Source organism: Streptomyces pacificus (genome assembly GCF_011766325.1).
In the GTDB taxonomy this organism is placed as follows: Bacteria; Actinomycetota; Actinomycetes; order Streptomycetales; family Streptomycetaceae; genus Streptomyces; species Streptomyces pacificus.
In genome coordinates this window covers 30,787-47,875 of sequence record NZ_BLLG01000026.1, presented here as the reverse complement: position 1 = coordinate 47,875, position 17,089 = coordinate 30,787, and the positions used below count along the sequence as shown (strand labels likewise).

The 17,089-nt window shown below is 72.5% G+C and carries 17 protein-coding genes; 10 read left to right on the top strand and 7 right to left on the bottom strand.

What is annotated here, in order from left to right; translation table 11 throughout:
* The first annotated feature begins 162 nt into the window (after positions 1-162).
* Entirely contained in the window at positions 163-2,361 is a 2,199-nt protein-coding gene (gene betT, locus SCWH03_RS26715; RefSeq protein ID WP_272491129.1) for a choline BCCT transporter BetT, read from the top strand.
* A gap of 23 nt (positions 2,362-2,384) precedes the next feature.
* On the opposite strand, the gene SCWH03_RS26710 is transcribed toward betT, so the two are convergent.
* From SCWH03_RS26710 to SCWH03_RS26700, 3 genes are all read right to left on the bottom strand, one after another.
* The gene (locus tag SCWH03_RS26710) at positions 2,385-2,810 is read right to left on the bottom strand and encodes a YchJ family protein (RefSeq protein ID WP_173267248.1); all 426 of its coding nucleotides are present in this window, start codon (positions 2,808-2,810) and stop codon (positions 2,385-2,387) included.
* 359 nt (positions 2,811-3,169) lie between these two features.
* Positions 3,170-3,655: an RNHCP domain-containing protein gene (locus SCWH03_RS26705; RefSeq protein ID WP_173267246.1), complete on the bottom strand. Its 486-nt coding sequence runs from the start codon at positions 3,653-3,655 to the stop codon at positions 3,170-3,172.
* A gap of 26 nt (positions 3,656-3,681) precedes the next feature.
* Positions 3,682-4,053, bottom strand: coding sequence for an RNHCP domain-containing protein (locus SCWH03_RS26700; protein WP_173267262.1), 372 nt, complete (start codon positions 4,051-4,053; stop codon positions 3,682-3,684).
* A 723-nt stretch (positions 4,054-4,776) separates the two neighbouring features.
* On the opposite strand from SCWH03_RS26700, the gene SCWH03_RS26695 reads away from it, so the two are divergent.
* Positions 4,777-6,105: a 6-phospho-beta-glucosidase gene (locus SCWH03_RS26695; protein ID WP_173267244.1), complete on the top strand. Its 1,329-nt coding sequence runs from the start codon at positions 4,777-4,779 to the stop codon at positions 6,103-6,105.
* Positions 6,106-6,444: 339 nt separating this feature from the next.
* Here SCWH03_RS26695 and SCWH03_RS26690 read toward each other — a convergent pair whose 3' ends face one another.
* Positions 6,445-6,681, bottom strand: coding sequence for a DUF397 domain-containing protein (locus SCWH03_RS26690; RefSeq protein WP_173267243.1), 237 nt, complete (start codon positions 6,679-6,681; stop codon positions 6,445-6,447).
* Positions 6,682-7,542: a Sco1979 family transcriptional regulator gene (locus SCWH03_RS26685; RefSeq protein WP_173267241.1), complete on the bottom strand. Its 861-nt coding sequence runs from the start codon at positions 7,540-7,542 to the stop codon at positions 6,682-6,684.
* Positions 7,543-7,780: 238 nt separating this feature from the next.
* Between SCWH03_RS26685 and SCWH03_RS26680 the strand changes: the two genes are divergently transcribed.
* The 8 genes from SCWH03_RS26680 to SCWH03_RS26645 all read left to right on the top strand — a co-directional run bounded on the left by SCWH03_RS26680 (position 7,781) and on the right by SCWH03_RS26645 (position 15,847).
* Positions 7,781-8,245: an ATP-binding protein gene (locus SCWH03_RS26680; RefSeq protein ID WP_254077049.1), complete on the top strand. Its 465-nt coding sequence runs from the start codon at positions 7,781-7,783 to the stop codon at positions 8,243-8,245.
* Positions 8,239-8,655: a hypothetical protein gene (locus SCWH03_RS26675; RefSeq protein ID WP_371872787.1), complete on the top strand. Its 417-nt coding sequence runs from the start codon at positions 8,239-8,241 to the stop codon at positions 8,653-8,655. Before SCWH03_RS26680 ends, SCWH03_RS26675 begins: the two co-directional genes overlap by 7 nt.
* Positions 8,656-8,920: 265 nt before the next feature.
* On the top strand, positions 8,921-9,481 hold the full coding sequence (locus tag SCWH03_RS26670) for a nucleotide triphosphate diphosphatase NUDT15 (RefSeq protein WP_173267239.1): 561 nt from the start codon (positions 8,921-8,923) through the stop codon (positions 9,479-9,481).
* Positions 9,478-11,250 carry a sigma-70 family RNA polymerase sigma factor gene (locus SCWH03_RS26665; protein ID WP_173267237.1) on the top strand — a complete coding sequence of 591 codons (1,773 nt, stop codon included), beginning with the start codon at positions 9,478-9,480 and terminating at the stop codon, positions 11,248-11,250. Before SCWH03_RS26670 ends, SCWH03_RS26665 begins: the two co-directional genes overlap by 4 nt.
* A gap of 434 nt (positions 11,251-11,684) precedes the next feature.
* Positions 11,685-13,028 (top strand): VWA domain-containing protein, encoded by a 1,344-nt coding sequence (locus tag SCWH03_RS26660; RefSeq protein WP_173267235.1) that lies wholly within the window; start codon positions 11,685-11,687, stop codon positions 13,026-13,028.
* Complete coding sequence (locus SCWH03_RS26655) at positions 13,028-13,807, top strand: hypothetical protein (RefSeq protein WP_173267233.1); 780 nt, start codon at positions 13,028-13,030, stop codon at positions 13,805-13,807. The genes SCWH03_RS26660 and SCWH03_RS26655 overlap by 1 nt, the downstream gene beginning before the upstream one ends.
* A 430-nt stretch (positions 13,808-14,237) precedes the next feature.
* Complete coding sequence (locus tag SCWH03_RS26650; RefSeq protein ID WP_173267231.1) at positions 14,238-14,552, top strand: transposase; 315 nt, start codon at positions 14,238-14,240, stop codon at positions 14,550-14,552.
* Between the two features lie 419 nt (positions 14,553-14,971).
* Positions 14,972-15,847 (top strand): ETX/MTX2 family pore-forming toxin, encoded by an 876-nt coding sequence (locus SCWH03_RS26645; RefSeq protein ID WP_173267229.1) that lies wholly within the window; start codon positions 14,972-14,974, stop codon positions 15,845-15,847.
* 121 nt (positions 15,848-15,968) lie between these two features.
* Here SCWH03_RS26645 and SCWH03_RS26640 read toward each other — a convergent pair whose 3' ends face one another.
* Positions 15,969-16,559: a GTP-binding protein gene (locus SCWH03_RS26640; protein ID WP_173267227.1), complete on the bottom strand. Its 591-nt coding sequence runs from the start codon at positions 16,557-16,559 to the stop codon at positions 15,969-15,971.
* A 15-nt stretch (positions 16,560-16,574) separates the two neighbouring features.
* Positions 16,575-16,976, bottom strand: a complete 402-nt coding sequence (locus tag SCWH03_RS26635; RefSeq protein WP_254077048.1) for a sensor histidine kinase — start codon at positions 16,974-16,976, stop codon at positions 16,575-16,577.
* Positions 16,977-17,089 lie beyond the last annotated feature (113 nt).

Genomic DNA, 17,089 nt, shown 5'->3' with positions numbered 1-17,089 from the left:
CGAGCCCCCAGGACCGGAGCAACCGGCGTCCGCCGGAAGCCGTGTCGATGCCGGGCGGCCGGTACCGGGAGCGGGAGCCTTGACCGCAGGGTTGACCTGTCGCATTCGTACAGCCGCCGGACTTTGCTGAGCCGCCGGCCTGTAGAGCATGGAGGACTGACCGTGGCGGCCAAGGAAAAGGGCGGCGGCAGCGCCGAAACCGAAGGGGACGTCGGGACGGAGCAGCCCGCCACGCCCGAGGACATCCGGATCAAACCGCTCGTCTTCTTCGGCTCCGCCGGGCTGGTCCTCGCGATCTCGATCTGGGCGATCGTCACCCCGAGCGGCGCCCAGGACGTCATCGGCGTGGTGGTCGGCTGGATCTCCACCGGTCTCGGCTGGTACTACTTCCTCGCCGCCACCCTGTACCTGGCCTTCGTGGTGTTCATCGGCGCCTCCCGGTACGGCAGCCTCAAGCTGGGCCCGAAGCACTCCACGCCCGACTTCGGCCTGTTCGCCTGGGGTGCGATGCTCTTCGCCGCGGGCATCGGGATCGACCTGATGTTCTTCGCCGTCTCCGGGCCCGTCAGCCACTACCTCCTGCCTCCCGAGGGCCCGGGGCAGACGGTGGAGGCGGCCCGGCAGGCCGTCGTGTGGACACTGTTCCACTACGGCATCACCGGGTGGGCGATGTACGCGTTGATGGGCATGGCACTCGGCTACTTCGCCTTCCGCTACCGCCTGCCCCTTGCCATCCGCTCGGCGCTCTACCCCATCATCGGCCGACGCATCCACGGCCGGGTGGGCGACGCCGTGGACCTCGCGGCCATCCTCGGCACAGTGTTCGGCATCTCGGTGTCGCTCGGCATCGGGGTGGTGCAGCTGAACTTCGGCCTCGGCTTCCTCTTCGACGTACCCGAAGGCGTGGGCGCGCAGATCGGCCTCATCGCCGTCGCGGTGCTCATGGCCACGGTGTCCGCCGCGGCCGGTGTCGACCGCGGCATCCGCAGGCTCTCCGAGCTCAACGTCGTGCTCGCCCTCGTACTGCTGCTCTACATGCTGATCGTCAGCGGCCCCGTCGCGCTGCTCAACCAGCTCATCCTCAACATCGGCGACTACGTCAGCCGCTTCCCCTCGATGACGCTGAACACCTTCGGCTACGCCCCGCCGGCGGACTGGCTCAACGCCTGGACGCTGTTCTTCTGGGCCTGGTGGGTCGCGTGGGCGCCCTTCGTCGGGCTCTTCCTGGCGAGGATCTCCCGCGGCCGCTCGCTCCGGCAGTTCGTGCTGGCGACCCTGGTCATCCCGTTCGTGTTCACACTGATCTTCCTCTCGGTCTTCGGCAACAGCGCACTCCAGGTGATCCGCAGCGGCGACATCGCGTTCGGCGAGACGGCCATGGAGTTCCCCGAACAGGGCTTCTACGGGCTGCTCGCGCAGTACCCGGGAGCGGCCTTCAGCGCCGGGCTCGCCACCGTCGTCGGCCTGCTGCTCTACGTGACCTCGGCGGACTCCGGCGCCCTGGTGATGGGCAACCTCTGCTCGCACCTGCCCACCCCCGTGAGCGACTCCGCCCCCTGGCTGCGGGTGTTCTGGGCCGCCGCGACGGGGCTGCTGACCCTGGCCATGCTCCTCGTCGGCGGTGTGGACGCGCTCACCAGTGCGACGATCGTCATGGGACTGCCCTTCTCGTTCGTGATGTTCCTCATCATCGCCGGCCTGTACAAGGCTCTCCGCATGGAACGGATGCGCGAGGAAGCGCTGATCGCCGCCCTGCCCGGGTCGCTGTCGGGGCGCACGGTCCGCGGGGCGGTCACCGATCCGACCTGGCGGCGGCGGATCGCGAGGGCGATGTCGTTCCCCGGCCCGCGGGCCGCCACCCGGTTCGTGGACGAGGTCTGCCGGCCGGCGCTCGGGAAGGTGGCCGACGAACTGCGCGCCCAGGGTGCGCGGACAACCGTCACCGAGGGGGTCGACGGGGCGACGGGTGTCCCCCGCCTGGGGCTGGAGGTCGGCATCGGTGACGGGGAGCAGTTCGCCTACGGGCTGGAACCCGTGGAGGCGCCGACCCCCCAGTTCGCGACGCGTTCGGTCGCCGCCCACGACACCTATCTGAGGTTCGAGGTGCGGCTCGCCGAAGGCAACCAGGGCTACGACGTGATGGGGTACACCGAGGAGCAGCTCATCGCAGACGTACTCGACCAGTACGAGAGGCACTTCGAGTTCCTGCGGCTGCACCATGAGGCCACCGCCGGTTCGTCGCTGCCGGGCCACCGGCCCGACACGGCCGAACCGGGTCCGGACGACGACCGGAACAGCGACCGGAACGACGACCGGGGAGGCGACCGGAACGACGACCGGGGAGGCGACCGGGACGGCTGAACTCCCTCCGTTCGGCGCGGCCGTCACTGCACGACGGTGCCGTTGACATACACCCAGGCCCCGTCGCGCCGCTCGAAGTGACTGCGCTCGTGGAGTTGTCCGGGCTCCCCGCCGACCGCGTAGCGGGCGACGAAGGTGACGGTGCCCCTGGTGTGGAACATGCTGCCCTCGGCCGTGTCCCGGATCTCCAGGCCCGTCCAGTGCATCGCGGGATCGAAGTCCACGTCGCCGGGCCGATGGTCGGGGTGCCAGGTGCGCAGCAGATAGCCCTCGTCGCGGACGGCAAAGGCGCTGTAGCGCGACCGCATCAGCAACTCGGCCGTGGGTGCGACGGACTCTCCGCTGTGGAACCTGCCGCAGCAGGCTCCGTAGGCGGCGGGCAGTCCGCAGGGGCAGGGGGATCCGTCCTTGACCGGGGGCCGCGGAGGGCGGGGGGTGCGTCGGGCCATGGGGCCATTGTGTCGCGCCGGGAGCCGCACCGGGCGCGGGGCCCGGCGCGGCTCCCCCGCCGTGCACGGATCAACGCCCTCCTACCTGGCCTGCTTGTTCCCCGCCCTCCCGGTTCTCCGGCGGTCCCCCACCCGATCCACGGCCGCATAGCGGCCTCTGGTACTGCTTCACGCCACCGGCTTCCGCCCTGCCTCAGCGGGCGCGTCCGCCCGTACCCCGTCCGATCCGCTGACGACGTGGTTCATCACACCGCAGGGGCGTCTTGGGCGGGGCGTGCGGGGCCGGGGCGTGCGGGGCTTGTGCGCCATGGGCGGGGGGCGGCTGCGGGTGGGGACCTCCCGCGTCCACCGCGGCCGGGTCACAGGGCGAACAGGGCACGGCCGGCGTGCCGGGGATCGACGAGTGGTCTGAGGGCGAGGCGGACCAGGGCGTAGGGGTTGTCGTCGCCGGCGATGCGGTTGGCGCTGAGTTCGCCGCAGGAGGCGCACTGGTGGATGATCACCCACTCGCCGTCGGGGCGGGTGGACATGCTCAGTGCCTCCATCCGGCCGCGGCAGTCGGCGTCGCGGTCGCCGGGGACCCTGCGGTCCACGTGCAGGCTGGCCAGACAGTGGGGGCAGTGGTTGCGGTGCGCGGTGCCGGGTGCTACCACGGACACGTCGAGCCGGCAGGACACGCACCGGAAGTCTTGCGCCCGGTGCCCGCCCTGGGTGTGCAGGACGTCCTTGCGCCGCTGCGGACGGCTCCGCCGCCCGCGGCTGTCGCGGTCTCTGCGTTTGTCGCGTTCGCCGCGGCTGTCGCGGTTGTTGCGGCTGTCGCGGCTGTCGCGGTTGTTGCGCGGCATGGCGGTGCTCCTTTCCTGCCGGGCGGTCAGAGGGTTCCGAACGCTTCGAGCGGGAAGGGCGGTTGGGCCAGCGGACGGACCGCCATGCGCATCAGGATGAGCTGGTTGTCGTCGGTGCAGACCGGGTTGGAGGTGAGCTCGTCGCAGCGCACGCATCGGTGGATCACCATCCAGTCGCCGGTGCGGAGCACGGCGATGGCGATCGGGGACATCCGGCCCTCGCAGTCGCTCGGACCTCCCTCGACGTGGTCGAGGACATGCCGGGAGTGCAGGCAGGACGGGCAGTGGTTGCGCGGCGCGCCGTCGGCGGTGCACGCGGACACGGTCAGCCCGCACCGGACGCAGGTGAAGGTGCCGAGGCCGAGGATGTTGGTGGTGTTGGTGGTGTGGTTGGACACCCGGGTGCTCCTTGCTGGGAAGTCGGTCATGACAGCAAGAGCAGGCCGAGTGGCCTCGTCAGAGGGCCCGGGAGCGCAGGGGAGCGCCGGAGGGGCAGATCGGAGCACCGGAGAACACGTCCGGCAGCCGCCCGGACCAGCGGGCAGCGACAGGTGGCGGACGGTTACGCGGTACGGCGAGGCGCACTCGGCGCGGGCCGGGACATCAGGCACTCTCTTCCAGGGCACACAGGCCCAGAACGAAGACGAAGGGGAAACGACTCCCGGAGGCTAGCAGGACGCCTTCCGGGTACGTCAACGCGTTATTTCCATGCCCCCGCCCCCGGCCCCCGCCCCCGCCCGCGATCTCACCCCGCCCCGCCCCGCCCCGGCCCCCGCTCCCGGTCGTGACACCCGGCGGGGCGCCCTCCGGACCCGGCCCCGAGCCGGTGATCACGGCCGGTCCGCCGCGGAACCGTTCCCCGGGCTCCCGACCGGAAGGGACGCACCGGGTTCCCGGCAGCGACCTCCGGTTTCCGGCAGAATCCCACGGGATGAGTCCGGACGTGATCCCGGACGCCGGAACACGGCGGGGCTCTCGCGCGAACGCCGCCGAGGTCGCAGCGTTGCGGCAGGGCACAGCCGGCAGGGCACAGCCGGAGATGACGGAACCGGGCAGGGCTGGCCGGGAGCTCCGCGGGGGACGGCGGCGCGGCGCGGGCCCCAGAGCGAGGAGGTCGCGGGATGAGGCTGGCGGTTCTGGGCGGCGGAGGCTTCCGCGTGCCGCTGGTGTACGGCGCGCTCCTCGGCGACCGCGGCGAGGGCCGGATCACCCGGGTCGCCCTCCACGACATCGACGGCTCCCGGCTCCGCGCCGTCGCCGCCGTCCTCGCCGAGCAGGCCGCCGGGGTGCCCGACGCGCCCGTCGTCGAGGCCACGACCGATCTCGACGAGGCACTGCGCGGGGCCGACTTCGTGTTCTCCGCGATCCGGGTCGGGGGTCTTGAGGGGCGGGCCGCCGACGAGCGGGTGGCGCTCGCCGAGGGCGTGCTGGGGCAGGAGACGGTGGGCGCCGGGGGGATCGCGTACGGTCTGCGGACGGTGCCGGTGGCGACGGACATCGCCCGCCGGGTGGCCGCGCTCGCACCCGACGCGTGGGTCGTCAACTTCACCAACCCCGCCGGGCTCGTCACCGAGGCCATGTCCCGGGTGCTCGGCGACCGCGTCATCGGGATCTGCGACTCACCGGCCGGGCTGGGGCGGCGGGTGGCGCGGGCGCTCGGCGCCGATCCCGCGCGGGTGTGGATGGACTACGCCGGCCTCAACCATCTGGGCTGGCTCCGCGGGGTGCGGGTGGCCGGCCGGGACGAGCTGCCCCGGCTCCTGGCCGACCGGGAAGCGCTCGACTCTCTGCAGGAGGGCCGGCTCTTCGGCACCGACTGGCTGCGCTCGCTCGGCGCGATCCCCAACGAGTACCTGCACTACTACTACTTCCACCGCGAGACGGTACGGGCGTACCGGCGGGCGGAGCGCACCCGAGGGGCGTTCCTCCGCGACCGGCAGGCCGGGTTCTACGCCCAGCCCTCCCTGCGGCGCTGGCGGTCGGCGCTCGCCGAGCGCGAGGCCACCTATATGGCCGGCAGCCAGGAGGCGTCGGGTGCGGGCGAACGGGCCGATGCGGACCTGGAGCCGGGCGGGTACGAGCGGGTGGCGCTGGCCCTGATGCGCGCCGTCGCCCGCGACGAGCGCACCACGCTGATCCTGAACGTCCGCAACGGTACGGCGCTCGCCGCTCTCGACGCGGACGCCGTGGTCGAGGTGCCGTGCCTGGTGGACGCGGGCGGCGCCCACCCCTGCGCCGTCGATCCGCTGCCGGGCCACGCCACCGGTCTGGTCACCGCGGTGAAGGCCGTCGAGCGGGAGGTGATGACGGCCGCGGAGAGCGGCTCGCGCGCCGCCGCGCTGCGGGCCTTCGCCCTGCACCCGCTGGTCGACTCCGTCACCGTGGCCTGCCGCCTGCTGGACGGGTACGCCGCCGTACACCCCACTCTCGCCCACCTGGCCCGGAAGTAGGTCCTCACGGATGCACGACGGGTGTCACGACGGGGGCGCGGGACCGGGCAGCGCATCGCACGGGTACGGGAGCGGCGCGTCCGCCCCGCGGTCCACTCGGACGCCGTGCCGCTGACCGTGGCGGCCTGGGCGGGTGCCCGACGGGCCGTGCCGTTCGAGGAGACGCGGGAGGCCGGGTACGAGCCGTTCGCCATGGGCAGCGCGTGGGGGTGTTCCCGCCGGGGACCCCATCGGGCTCCGGGTGGCCGGCGAGGTGCCCGCGGCCCGGGCGGGCAGGCGGGTGGGGGCGTGGTGCGACCGCATCGCCCGCCCGGACCGGGCCGGGTGGCCGGCGGTCGTTCACCTCAGGAGGAAGTCCGCCTGACCCGCCTTGGCCCCCTGGATGAAGGCCGCGATCTCCCCGTGCGTGTAGATGAGCGCGGGGCCGTCGGGGTCGGCGGACTGCCGGACGGCGACCCTGCCGTCGGCCAGCTTCATGGCCTCGATGCAGTTGCCTCCGTTGCCACCGCTCCACGGCTTGTGCCAGCCTTCCGAGCCGAGCTCCCGGGCGGGCATGCCGTTGTAGATGCGGTCCATTCACAGCTCCTTGCGGACGCTCCGGAGGAGGTCCTTCGTGCGTTGTGCGGTGGCGGCATGGGCCGCCATGCGGTCCATGACCTCCAGATGCGAGGCCACCTCGGGGCGGGCGTCGAGGTAGACCGCGCCGGTGAGGTACTCGCTGTAGACCATGTCCGGCAGCTCGGGCACGGCGAAGCGGAAGAGGACGAACGGGCCGTAGGTCCCGGCGTGCGGTCCGGTCGCGAACTCCGCGACCTGGAGGACGATGTTGGGCCGCTCGACGGCTTCGAGCAGCCGCCCGATCTGGGCCCGCATCACCCGCGGACCGTCCACCGGGCGGCGGAGCGCCGTCTCGTCCATGATCACCCAGAATCTGGGGGCGTCGGATCGGTCGAGCAGGGCCTGGCGCTCCATGCGCAGGGCCACATGCCGCTCGATGTCCTCCGCGCTGGTCGCCCCGAGGGCTCCGCTGCGCATGACGGCGCGGGCGTAGTCCTCTGTCTGGAGGAGGCCGGGGACGAAATGCGGTTCGTACGCGCGGATGAGGGCGGCCGCCCCCTCCAGGCTGACGTACATGCTGAACCAGCCCGGCAGGACGTCGTGGAAGCGCTGCCACCAGCCGGGTTTGTTGGCGTCCTCGGCCAGCCTGCTGAAGCCCTCGACCTCGTCCTCGGGGACGCCGTAGGCCCTCAGGAGGAGCTGCACGTAGGGGATCTTGAGGGCGACCTCCGCCATCTCCATCCGGCGTACGGTCGCGGGAGCCACATGGAGCACCCTGGCGGCCTCCTCGCGCCGCAGGCCTGCCCGCTCCCGCAGATCCTGCAGTCGCCTGCCCAGTACGACCTGCCCCACCGTGGGGGCGGACCGCGGCTCGCTCACTACCGACCTCCCCAGCGCCCTGTTCCGCCTCTGCCCGTCCGACGCCGTGATCCGGTGTCACGCCGAGTCTGCCATGCCACTGTCTCCCAGAAGTCGACACTCTGCAATTTTCAGAGTGCCCCTTGCCAAGTGTCGTGTTCGAGGGGAGAGTGGCTCGGTGAACCAGTTCACGAGGCTGCCGCATCGTGCCAGGGAAGAGGCATGTGCGGCACTGCTTCCCCACCGTTAAGGATTGGTCGTGGCTCCTGGCAACACGCTCAGGCCCGTGCTCGCGGTGCCGTGCCGGCCGGATTCCCCGGTGCCGGCGATCCGCCGCTTCGGGTTCGAGCTCCCGGGCCGGGCCGAGTCGGTCGGGCGCGCCCGGCACCTGATCCGGGACCGCATGACACGCTGGGGTGTCGACGAGTGCCACTTCGACACGGTGGCACTGGTCGCCTCGGAGCTGTTCACCAACGCCGTGATGCACACCGCCAGCCAGCGCGTTCTCTGCGAACTGCACGACACACCGGGCCAGTTGCGCATAGCCGTGCAGGACGAGGGCTGCCCGCCGGGAGAGCCGCGACTGCGCAGGATCTCCGCCGAGGAAGGCGGACGCGGGCTGCTGCTGGTCGACGCGGTCAGCAGCGCCTGGGGAGCACACGACGCGCAACCGGGGCCCGGCCGTGTCGTCTGGGCCGAGCTGCTGCTGGGGCCGCGGTGCTGAGGGCGAAGACCGGCCCGCTCTCCCGAGTACGCGACGAGACCCGCGGACAGCCTCGTCTCGACGTCCCGGCCGGACTGCCTGCCGCGCTCGGCCACGACGCCGTCGGCCTGCCCGCGCGGCACGGCCGGCGCCTGCTGTCCCGCCTCCCCCACACGGGATGTGTCTACGCGGACACGGAATGGATGTGGTGGATCGTCCCGGCGGGATCCGATCAGGATCTGGAATGGCCGCTGCCCGCGTACTACTCGCGCGGGGCGTACGTGCCGGCCCCCGGCACCCGGCTGATCCACTGGCCCGAGGACGACAGCCCGTACACACCGCCCATCCCGCTGTACCTCATGGTCTGCCAGATCACCGGCGTGGTGCCCGCGTGGGCACGCTACGGAGCCAGAAGCACCCAGGGCGTCTGAACAGCGCCGGGCCGGGCCGCTGCCGCGAGGCCGGGCCCCACCGAACGGGACCGCAGCGAGGCGGACCGGCCCGGCGGCTCCCCGCCGGGCCGCGCCACGGCGGCCGCCACCGCAACCGGGAGCACCGCACCGCGCGGCACCGGGACGCACCGCACGGCACGGCACGGCACCGGGACGCGGCACACCGCACCGAGCCCGGCAGTGCCGTGGCCCCCCGGCAGGCGAGATTCGAAATCTCGTACGACCCCCTCGTACCATCCCCCGCATGGTGACCCACTCCTGCGCCCCCGGCGAGCGGCCCGCGCGCGCCTTCCCCGCCCCCAACGGCCTGACCGGCGTCGGCATGATCGTCCTACGCCCCGGCGGGCAGGTCCTGCTCGGCCTGGACCGCAGCGGGCAGTGGGAGCTGCCCGGCGGCAAGGTCGACCCCGGGGAGAGCTTCGAGCGGGCCGGGGCCAGAGAGCTGGCCGAGGAGACGGGGCTGCGGGTCCGCGACGAGGACGTGACCGTCATCGCCGTGGTCATGGACGGCAAGCGCGGCCTGACCAGGATCTCGGCGGCTGCCCTCGTGACGGGGGTGGAGGGCGAGCCGGAGGTCGCCGAACCGGACAGGATCGTGCGCTGGGAGTGGCACGAGCCGGCCCGCATTCCGGGCGAACTGTTCGAACCCTCCGCCGCGGTCCTGCGCGCCTGGCGGGCGGATCTAACACTCCCGGCCGTTTCTGCGTACTCCTATGCGATTTCCGTTATCGGGGCGGAGGCGGCACGTCTCCCAACCGTCGGGGGAGACACGCCACAGCCAAGGAAGAGAGTGGACACAGCGTGAGCAGCGAACGCGAAGCCGCGGTGATCATGGCGGCGCAGGCCGGTGACCAGCACGCGCAGGACCGGCTCGTGGCCGAGTACCTTCCGCTGGTCTACAACATCGTCGGTCGCGCCATGAACGGCCACGCGGACGTGGACGACGTGGTGCAGGAGACCATGCTCCGCGTCCTCGGCGGCCTGGACGGACTGCGGAACCCGGAGAGCTTCCGCAGCTGGCTGGTCGCCATCACCATGAACCAGATCCGCGGCCACTGGCGCGAGCGCCGCGCGGGCGAGATACCCGGCGCCGGCGGTCTCGAGGACGCGTACGACGTCGTCGACCCCGGCGCCGACTTCGTGGACCTGACCATCACCCGCCTCGGGCTCTCCGGTCAGCGGAAGGAGACCGCCGAGGCGACGCGCTGGCTGGACGAGGACGACCGCGCCCTGCTCTCGCTGTGGTGGCTGGAGGCCGCCGGGGAGCTGTCCCGGGAGGAGGTCGCCTCCGCGCTGGAGCTGTCCCCGCAGCACACCGCGGTACGGGTACAGCGGATGAAGGCCCAGCTGGAGACGGCCCGCGTGGTGGTCCGCGCACTGTCGGCCGAGCCCGGGTGCGTACTGCTGGAGCCGATCGTCGCGAGCTGGGACGGGCTGCCCTCCGCGCTGTGGCGCAAGCGGATCGCCCGTCACGCCCGGGGCTGCACGGTCTGCGCGGGGCACTGGTCGGGGCTGGTGCCCGCCGAGGGGCTGCTCGTGGGCCTCGCGCTGCTGCCGGTGACCGCGTCACTGGCGGCCTTCGCCCCGCAGGCGCCGGACCTGGCGGCCACGGCGTCGTTCGGCAGCGTTGCGCACCCGGGCGGCGGCCAGACGGGCGGAGCCGCCCAGGGCACCCCGTACGCCTCCCACGCCGCCGGATCCGACCCCATCGAAGCCGGCGCCCCGTCCGGGGATCCGGCCGGGGATCCGGCCGGGGATCCGCTGGGCTCCGGCGAGGCGGCGGGCTCCGGGGCGTCCCGCGCCCAGGCCCGCCTGCACCGTGCGCGGCGGCGGCGCCGCACCGCCGCCGTGGCCGCCGCGGTCGCCGCACTGGTCACCGCGGGCGGCACGGCCCATCTTCTGTTCGGTCCCGAGGAGTCCGAAGAGCCGGCCTCCACCGTCGCCGCCCCGGCGGACGCCTCCCCGTCCCCCTCACCGTCAGCCTCGGTCTCCCCGTCCCCGTCCCCGTCGCTTTCCGCCTCAGCCTCAGCCTCCGCCTCCGCTTCGGCCTCCGCCTCACCCAGCCCGAGCGCGAGCACGAGCACGAGCGCCGGCCCCAGCAGCATCGCGCCGCCGAAGCCCGAGCCGAGCACGGCGAAGCCCCGGCCGACGCCCACCTCCGAGGCGCCCGCCCCCCAGACGCCGCTGCCGAGCGGGGACGCCGAGCAGGTCGTCGCGCTGGTCAACGCCGAGCGTGCCAAGGCGGGATGCGGGCCGGTCCGCAGCAACAGCCTGCTCGAGACCGCCGCACGGCGGCACTCCGAGGACATGGCGGCCCGCGGCTACTTCGACCACACCAGCCCGGACGGTACCGACCCGGGCGACCGCATCACCGCCGCCGGCTACCAGTGGAGCACCTACGGGGAGAACATCGCACGGGGCCAGCAGAGCCCGTCGTCGGTGATGACCTCGTGGATGAACAGCCCGGGCCACCGGGCCAACATCCTCAACTGCTCGTTCAAGGAACTGGGCGTCGGTATCCACGACGCCTCCGGCGGGCCGTGGTGGACGCAGGCGTTCGGAACCGCCCGCTGACCGCCGCGTGGGCCGCCCCGCGGGGCGGCCCGTCTTCACTCGCACGGGCGCAGACGGGATCCGCTCACTTGTCACGCCAGGGCGACGGGTGCGGGGTGAGCGTCCCTGTGAAGCCTCGGAAGCATCATCCGGGGCCCTCCCGTCCCCGAGGTCGTCAGGGCCCCGCACAGGCGGCCCCGGAGGCCGTACGCGGACTCTCCCGGCCGCGGTTGGCAGGACCGGTACGGCGGAGCGCCGGACGTGTCCTCGGCTGTGGTCTACCTGCCGGGGCCAACTCCCCCAGTCGCCGTTCCCATGCCGACGACTGCCCCCACCGCGTACCGCTGGACAGCACGGACTCGGTAATCAACTGAGCTGCAAAACCGGGCAGTTGACGGGACCGGGGCCGCGGAGCCGAATTGGGCCGGACCAGTCCCGCTCACTATGATCCGCCGATGAGCATACGAAAGCGATTGGCGGCCGCCCTCTGCGGCGCGCTGCTGGTCACCGTCACCGGCGGGACCCTCCCCTCCACCGCCTTCGCCGACTCCGGCGGCGCTGCCGGCCAGGCCGCCGCGAAGGAACCTCCCAAAGTCGAGCTCGTCCTCGACGTCAGCGGTTCCATGCGGGCCCGCGACATCGACGGGCAGTCCCGCATGTCCGCGGCCAAGCAGGCGTTCAACGAGGTGCTGGACGCGGTGCCGGAGGACGTACGGCTCGGCATCCGGACCCTCGGGGCCGACTACCCCGGCAAGGACCGCAAGGAGGGCTGCAAGGACACCCGGCAGCTCTACCCGGTGGGCGAGCTGGACAGGACCGAGGCGAAGACGGCCGTGGCGACGCTCGTCCCGACCGGCTGGACGCCGATCGGCCCCGCCCTGCTCGGCGCCGCCGACGACCTGGAGGGCGGCGACGCCACCCGGCGGATCGTGCTCATCACGGACGGCGAGGACACCTGCGCCCCGCTCGACCCGTGCGAGGTGGCGCGCGAGATCGCGGCCAAGGGCGTCGGCATCACCATCGACACCCTCGGTCTCGTCCCCAACGCCAAGCTGCGCGCCCAGCTGATGTGCATCGCAGAGGCCACGGGCGGTACCTACTCCTCCGTACAGCACAAGGAGGAGCTGTCCGAGCGGGTGGGTCAGCTGGTGGACCGCGCCGCCGAGCCGGTCGTCACCCCGGTGGCCACCCAGGGCGGCGAGCGCTGTGCGGACGCGCCCCGGCTGAAGGCCGGTCTGTACGCCGACCGCGAGACCTTCGGCCAGCACCTCTGGTACCGCGTGGACCTGCTGCCCGGGCAGGAGTTGCGCGCCTCGGTCAGCATCTCCGCCGACCGCCCCGTGAACCGCGACCACGGTGTGCTGCTGCGCGCCTCGACCCTGGCGGGCCGCGAGATCGTGCGCGGGGAGTCCACCGGCGACGGGCGCACCGACGTCGTCTCCACGGGCCTTCGCTACCCCAAGGCCGACACCGACGGCGACACCGACGGCGACACCGGCGACGGCACCGACGAGGCCGGTGCCGCGGGGGCCGGCGACGGCGGACCGGCCGCCGAGACCGTCTGCCTGCGGGTGAGCAACTCCTTCTCCGCCCCCGCGTCGGTCGCCACCTCCCCCGGTCTTCCCGTCGAGCTGACCATCGACATCACGGGCGGCCCCCGCGACGCCGGCGACGCGGCGTTCCGCGGCCTGGGCCACGGCTGGTGGCTGCTCGGAATGGGGACGCTCGCCGGCTTCGCCGCGGGGGCGCTGTGGGGCTGGATCTCTCGCTGGCGCATCGCCGTCTGGAGGAGCAACTGATGCGTACCGTACGCGTTCTCACGGCCGGCCTGCTCGCCGCCGCCGCCGTGTTCACACTGCCGCTGCCGGGGGCCGCCGCCGACTCGCCGTCGCCCGCCGCGGGCACGGGGGACGAGGCCGCCGCGCCGACCGAGGCCGGCACGTCGTTCCGCACGGCCGCCGTCGTACGCCCCGGGCAGCGGGCCACCGCCCAGGCGTCGACCGGTGACTACCTCTACTGGCAGTTCGCGGCCGATGCCGGGCAGCGGGCCACCGTCCGGGCCACCGTGGAACTGCCCCGCTCCAAGGCGCGCAGCGGCAGCCAGACATGGCGGCTCGACGTGTACGACGGACTGCGCCGCCGCCAGGCCTGCCGCTACGGCAGCGACTCCGCCACGGTCCGGGCGGGGGCGTCGTCGGTCGAGCTGAGTTGCGCGCTGCGAACGGTACGGGCATGGGCCGAGCCGTGGGCGAACGACCCACTGCCCGGGGCCTACTACGTCCGGCTGACCGTCGCCGCGGCGCCCGCCGAGGACCTGGGCCAGCCGGCCGAGGCCGCGCTGGAGGTCGCCACGGCGGACTCCGGAGGCGCCACGGCCGTGGACGGCAGGCTCGCCGCCCCCCTGGTGCCCGCCTCGGGCCGGGAGGTGGAACCGGACGGCGGCTGGGCGTCGGGCCGGTGGTCCTCCCGCATCCTCTGGACCGCGGGCGGAGCCGTGCTCGCCGCGCTGGCCGGAATCTGGGGCCACCGCCTCACCCGCGGCGGCGGCCGCCCGGCACACGTGCCGCCGGAAGCCTGACCGCGCGGGGCACCGCCCGCACGGGGTCCGCGGGTCCCGGCGCGGGCGGTGCTCCCTCCGGCCACCGCCGTACCGCCGGCGAACCGCCGGCCGCACCCGCCGCCGGCATCCCGGCCACGATCGCCGACGGCGGCCGCCAGGGCGCCGGCCCGGCGATCCCGCCCCACCGTGTACGCGGCCGGACCACCCTCGCCTTGCGCCGGGCGGCGGGGGCCACGGTGTGTCACGGCGGACGACGGTGGTGCAGGCCGGCCGCCGGGCCCGCAAGGGCGACAGCATCTACACCGTCCGCAAACCGCCGCAGCAAGGAAGGCCTCGCCGAAGACCAACGCACCGTCCCCACAGCCGAGTTGGAGTACTTGGGCACCTTAAGGCCGGCAGATCCACGCGGCCTGGCAGGCCAAGGAACTCCTGCACGGCCTCCTCCACCTTGCCGTCACCCGCACCCACCACGCCCCCGACCGCTCCCACGATCTCCGCCGCCCGCCACCGCTTCCTCGCCCACATCGCCGACCACGCCCACCTGCCCAAACCCCTCACCCTCGCCGAGACCGCCGAGCAGTGGTGGGACGGCATCGAGACCTACCCGACCACCGGGATCAGCAACGCCGCCCCCGAAGGCGACAACCACCTCATCAAACTCGAAGCCCGCAACGCCTTCGGCTTCCGCAACCGCGAGAACCAGCGGCTCCGGTCACGCTGTGCAACCACCCGGCAACGCCGACGAGAGGCGCACCCCCACTGAACTCGAAGACCCGCATTGACAGGGAGGGTCCTCCGCGGCTGCCGCTCAAAGGCGACGGGGGCCACCATGCCGTGCTCGGCCTCCCCCGCACACACCACCTCGCCCTTGGCCGGCAGGCGCCCGAGAGCCGACCCCACCGACACGGCTCGGAGATCATTTACGGGGCGGCCCCTGGTGACGATTCCATGAGGGAGGCGGGACGAACATGACCGGATGAATGCCGGCCCTTTACCTTTCCTCGTCTACTATTCGAACAATTCTCAAGGGGGGATTCACCTATTGCCTCGTTGAGAGCCTGCATGCTCCTTGGGGTTTCCGAAATGCCGTCGAAAACACGGCTGTTGAGCGGCCTTTGGCGTGCCGATCGCAAGGCATCCCCGGGGCGGGCGGGAAGCACCCAAGCTGATTGGAACAACGCAATGAAGCGTCGCATACGGGCTCTCGTCTATCCACTGACCGCCTCGGCGGTGGTGACGTCCATCCTGCTGGCCACTCCGGCACAGGCAGACACCCTGGGGATCACCAACCTGGAAACCGTGATCAGGGATCAGGCGGGGGACAACTACACCTATGTCTTCACGAACAAGGTCACGAATTCCAACACCACGGTGACCGTCGTAGGGGAGCCCTCGGTCAGTCTGGGCGACCTGTGGTTCGTGGGGACGTCGACCCTGAAGAACTCCACCGACGCCCCGCTCACCCTCACGAGCGAGAGCTTCTCCAAGAGCTTCTCCGACACCGTCACGAATACGGTGACCAAGGGGGTGGCCGTCGCGAACAAGGTGTCCGTCTCGGTCGACATGGGCAAGGCGGTGCACATGGGCACCGACCTCACCACGACCTGGAGCTTCAGCGACTCCAGCAGCACCTCGCAGACCAAGGGCGTCGTCTACACCGCGCCGTCGCAGAACATCGAGGTCCCGGCGCACTCCACCGCCACCGTCACCGTCCGCCTCCAGCAGGCCATAGCCAGCGGCGACGTCGACCTGTCCACCGACCTCGGCGGCATATACCAGACGTTGAGTTGCCTCGGGGACTCCTGTATCGGCAGCGACTACCCGCTGTACGACGACCTCGCCTACCACCAGAAGTACGGCACCAAATACGGCAAGCCCGCGCCCGCGTTGCCCAGCGGTTTCACCCTGGACTCGGCGAAGAAGGCCCTGAGTTTCAAGGGCGCGGGGACCTACCGGGCCACTTACGGCGCGAACTTCGACGTCGATGTGTCCATCAGCCCCAACACGGCGAGCGCGCCGGCGGCGCAGTCCTACTCGCTGACCGTTCCGGCGGTCTGAGCACCGGCCGGGCCACCACGGCTTCGGCGACCGGCCATGCCACTCCAACGGCAGCGATGCGTGCCCCGCGCCGGTGCGCACGGGGCGCGGCACCCGGCCCCGTAGCGGAGCACGTCCGGGCTCACACCCGCGCCACCGTCCCGGCCTTGGCGATCAGCATGTCGAGGAGGGCGAGCAGCGCCGCGCACACGTCACCGCGCGTGCGGGCGTCGAGCATGAGGACGGGCGTGTCCGGATCCCCGAGGTGCAGCGCCGACCTGATCTCCTCGGGGCTGTACAGCTGTTCGCCGTGGAAGCAGTTGGCGCCGACCACGAACGGGAGCCCGCGGCTCTCGAAGAAGTCGACGGCGGGGAAACTGCGATCCAGGCGCCGGGTGTCGACCGGCACGACCGCCCCCAGGGCGCCGTTCAGCAGGTCGTCCCACATGAACCAGAAACGCTCCTGGCCCGGTGTCCCGAACAGATAGAGGACGACCCCGGCGTCGGTGAGGGTGATGCGGCCGAAGTCCATGGCCACGGTGGTCACGGCCTTGGACTCGATCCCCCGCAGGTCGTCCACGCCGACGCCGGCGGCCGTCAGCCGCTCCTCCGTGCGCAGGGGCTCGATCTCGGAGATCGTCTCGACCAGAGTCGTCTTGCCGACGCCGAATCCCCCGGCCACGAGGATCTTGACGGGGGCCGCTTCCTGAGCAGAGCTGTCATATCCGGGCAAGGTTGTCCCTGATTCTCATGAGCAGGTTGGCATTGGTGGTCTCGGTCTCCTCCAGGGGGGACCGGTGCCGGACCAGCCCCCGGTCCTCCAACTCGCCGAGCAGGCTGCCGACGTCCCCCCGTACACCGACCTGCGCAGCGTGATCGTGGCCCCGAGCCCGTCGGCGAGGTGGCCGACCACGAAGAGGCCCAGCCGATGGGCGTTCTCCGCCAGGACGGCATACGGCGGTGCCGAGTACAGGCGTCCGTTCATCTCCTCGTACGTCGCGGCTGCCACCTTCGGGCCGCGGTCCTCGATCTCGACCGACAGCCCGTCGGACACGAGTTCGGTTCGGATGACGACCCTGGACCTGGGCGGCGAGAACCGTGTGGCGTTGTCCAGCAGCTCCGCCAGCAGATGGCTGACCTGGCTGATCACGGCGGCATCCCACGGGCCGTTGTGCGCACAGGCCGCGACCGTCCGCCCGCGGCCGGAGGTTCAGGCGCCCGCGACCGGGCAACGGGTCACCCCGCGCCGGACGCAGGACACCC

Excerpts from the sequence above, each read along its gene's own strand:
- SCWH03_RS26710 (WP_173267248.1), bottom strand. The coding sequence starts at position 2,810 with ATGGCCCGACGCACCCCCCGCCCTCCGCGGCCCCCGGTCAAGGACGGA.
- SCWH03_RS26670 (WP_173267239.1), top strand. The coding sequence starts at position 8,921 with ATGGTGACCCACTCCTGCGCCCCCGGCGAGCGGCCCGCGCGCGCCTTC.
- SCWH03_RS26660 (WP_173267235.1), top strand. The coding sequence starts at position 11,685 with ATGAGCATACGAAAGCGATTGGCGGCCGCCCTCTGCGGCGCGCTGCTG.
- SCWH03_RS26645 (WP_173267229.1), top strand. The coding sequence starts at position 14,972 with ATGAAGCGTCGCATACGGGCTCTCGTCTATCCACTGACCGCCTCGGCG.
- SCWH03_RS26690 (WP_173267243.1), bottom strand. The coding sequence starts at position 6,681 with ATGGACCGCATCTACAACGGCATGCCCGCCCGGGAGCTCGGCTCGGAA.
- SCWH03_RS26705 (WP_173267246.1), bottom strand. The coding sequence starts at position 3,655 with ATGCCGCGCAACAACCGCGACAGCCGCGACAGCCGCAACAACCGCGAC.
- SCWH03_RS26695 (WP_173267244.1), top strand. The coding sequence starts at position 4,777 with ATGAGGCTGGCGGTTCTGGGCGGCGGAGGCTTCCGCGTGCCGCTGGTG.
- SCWH03_RS26655 (WP_173267233.1), top strand. The coding sequence starts at position 13,028 with ATGCGTACCGTACGCGTTCTCACGGCCGGCCTGCTCGCCGCCGCCGCC.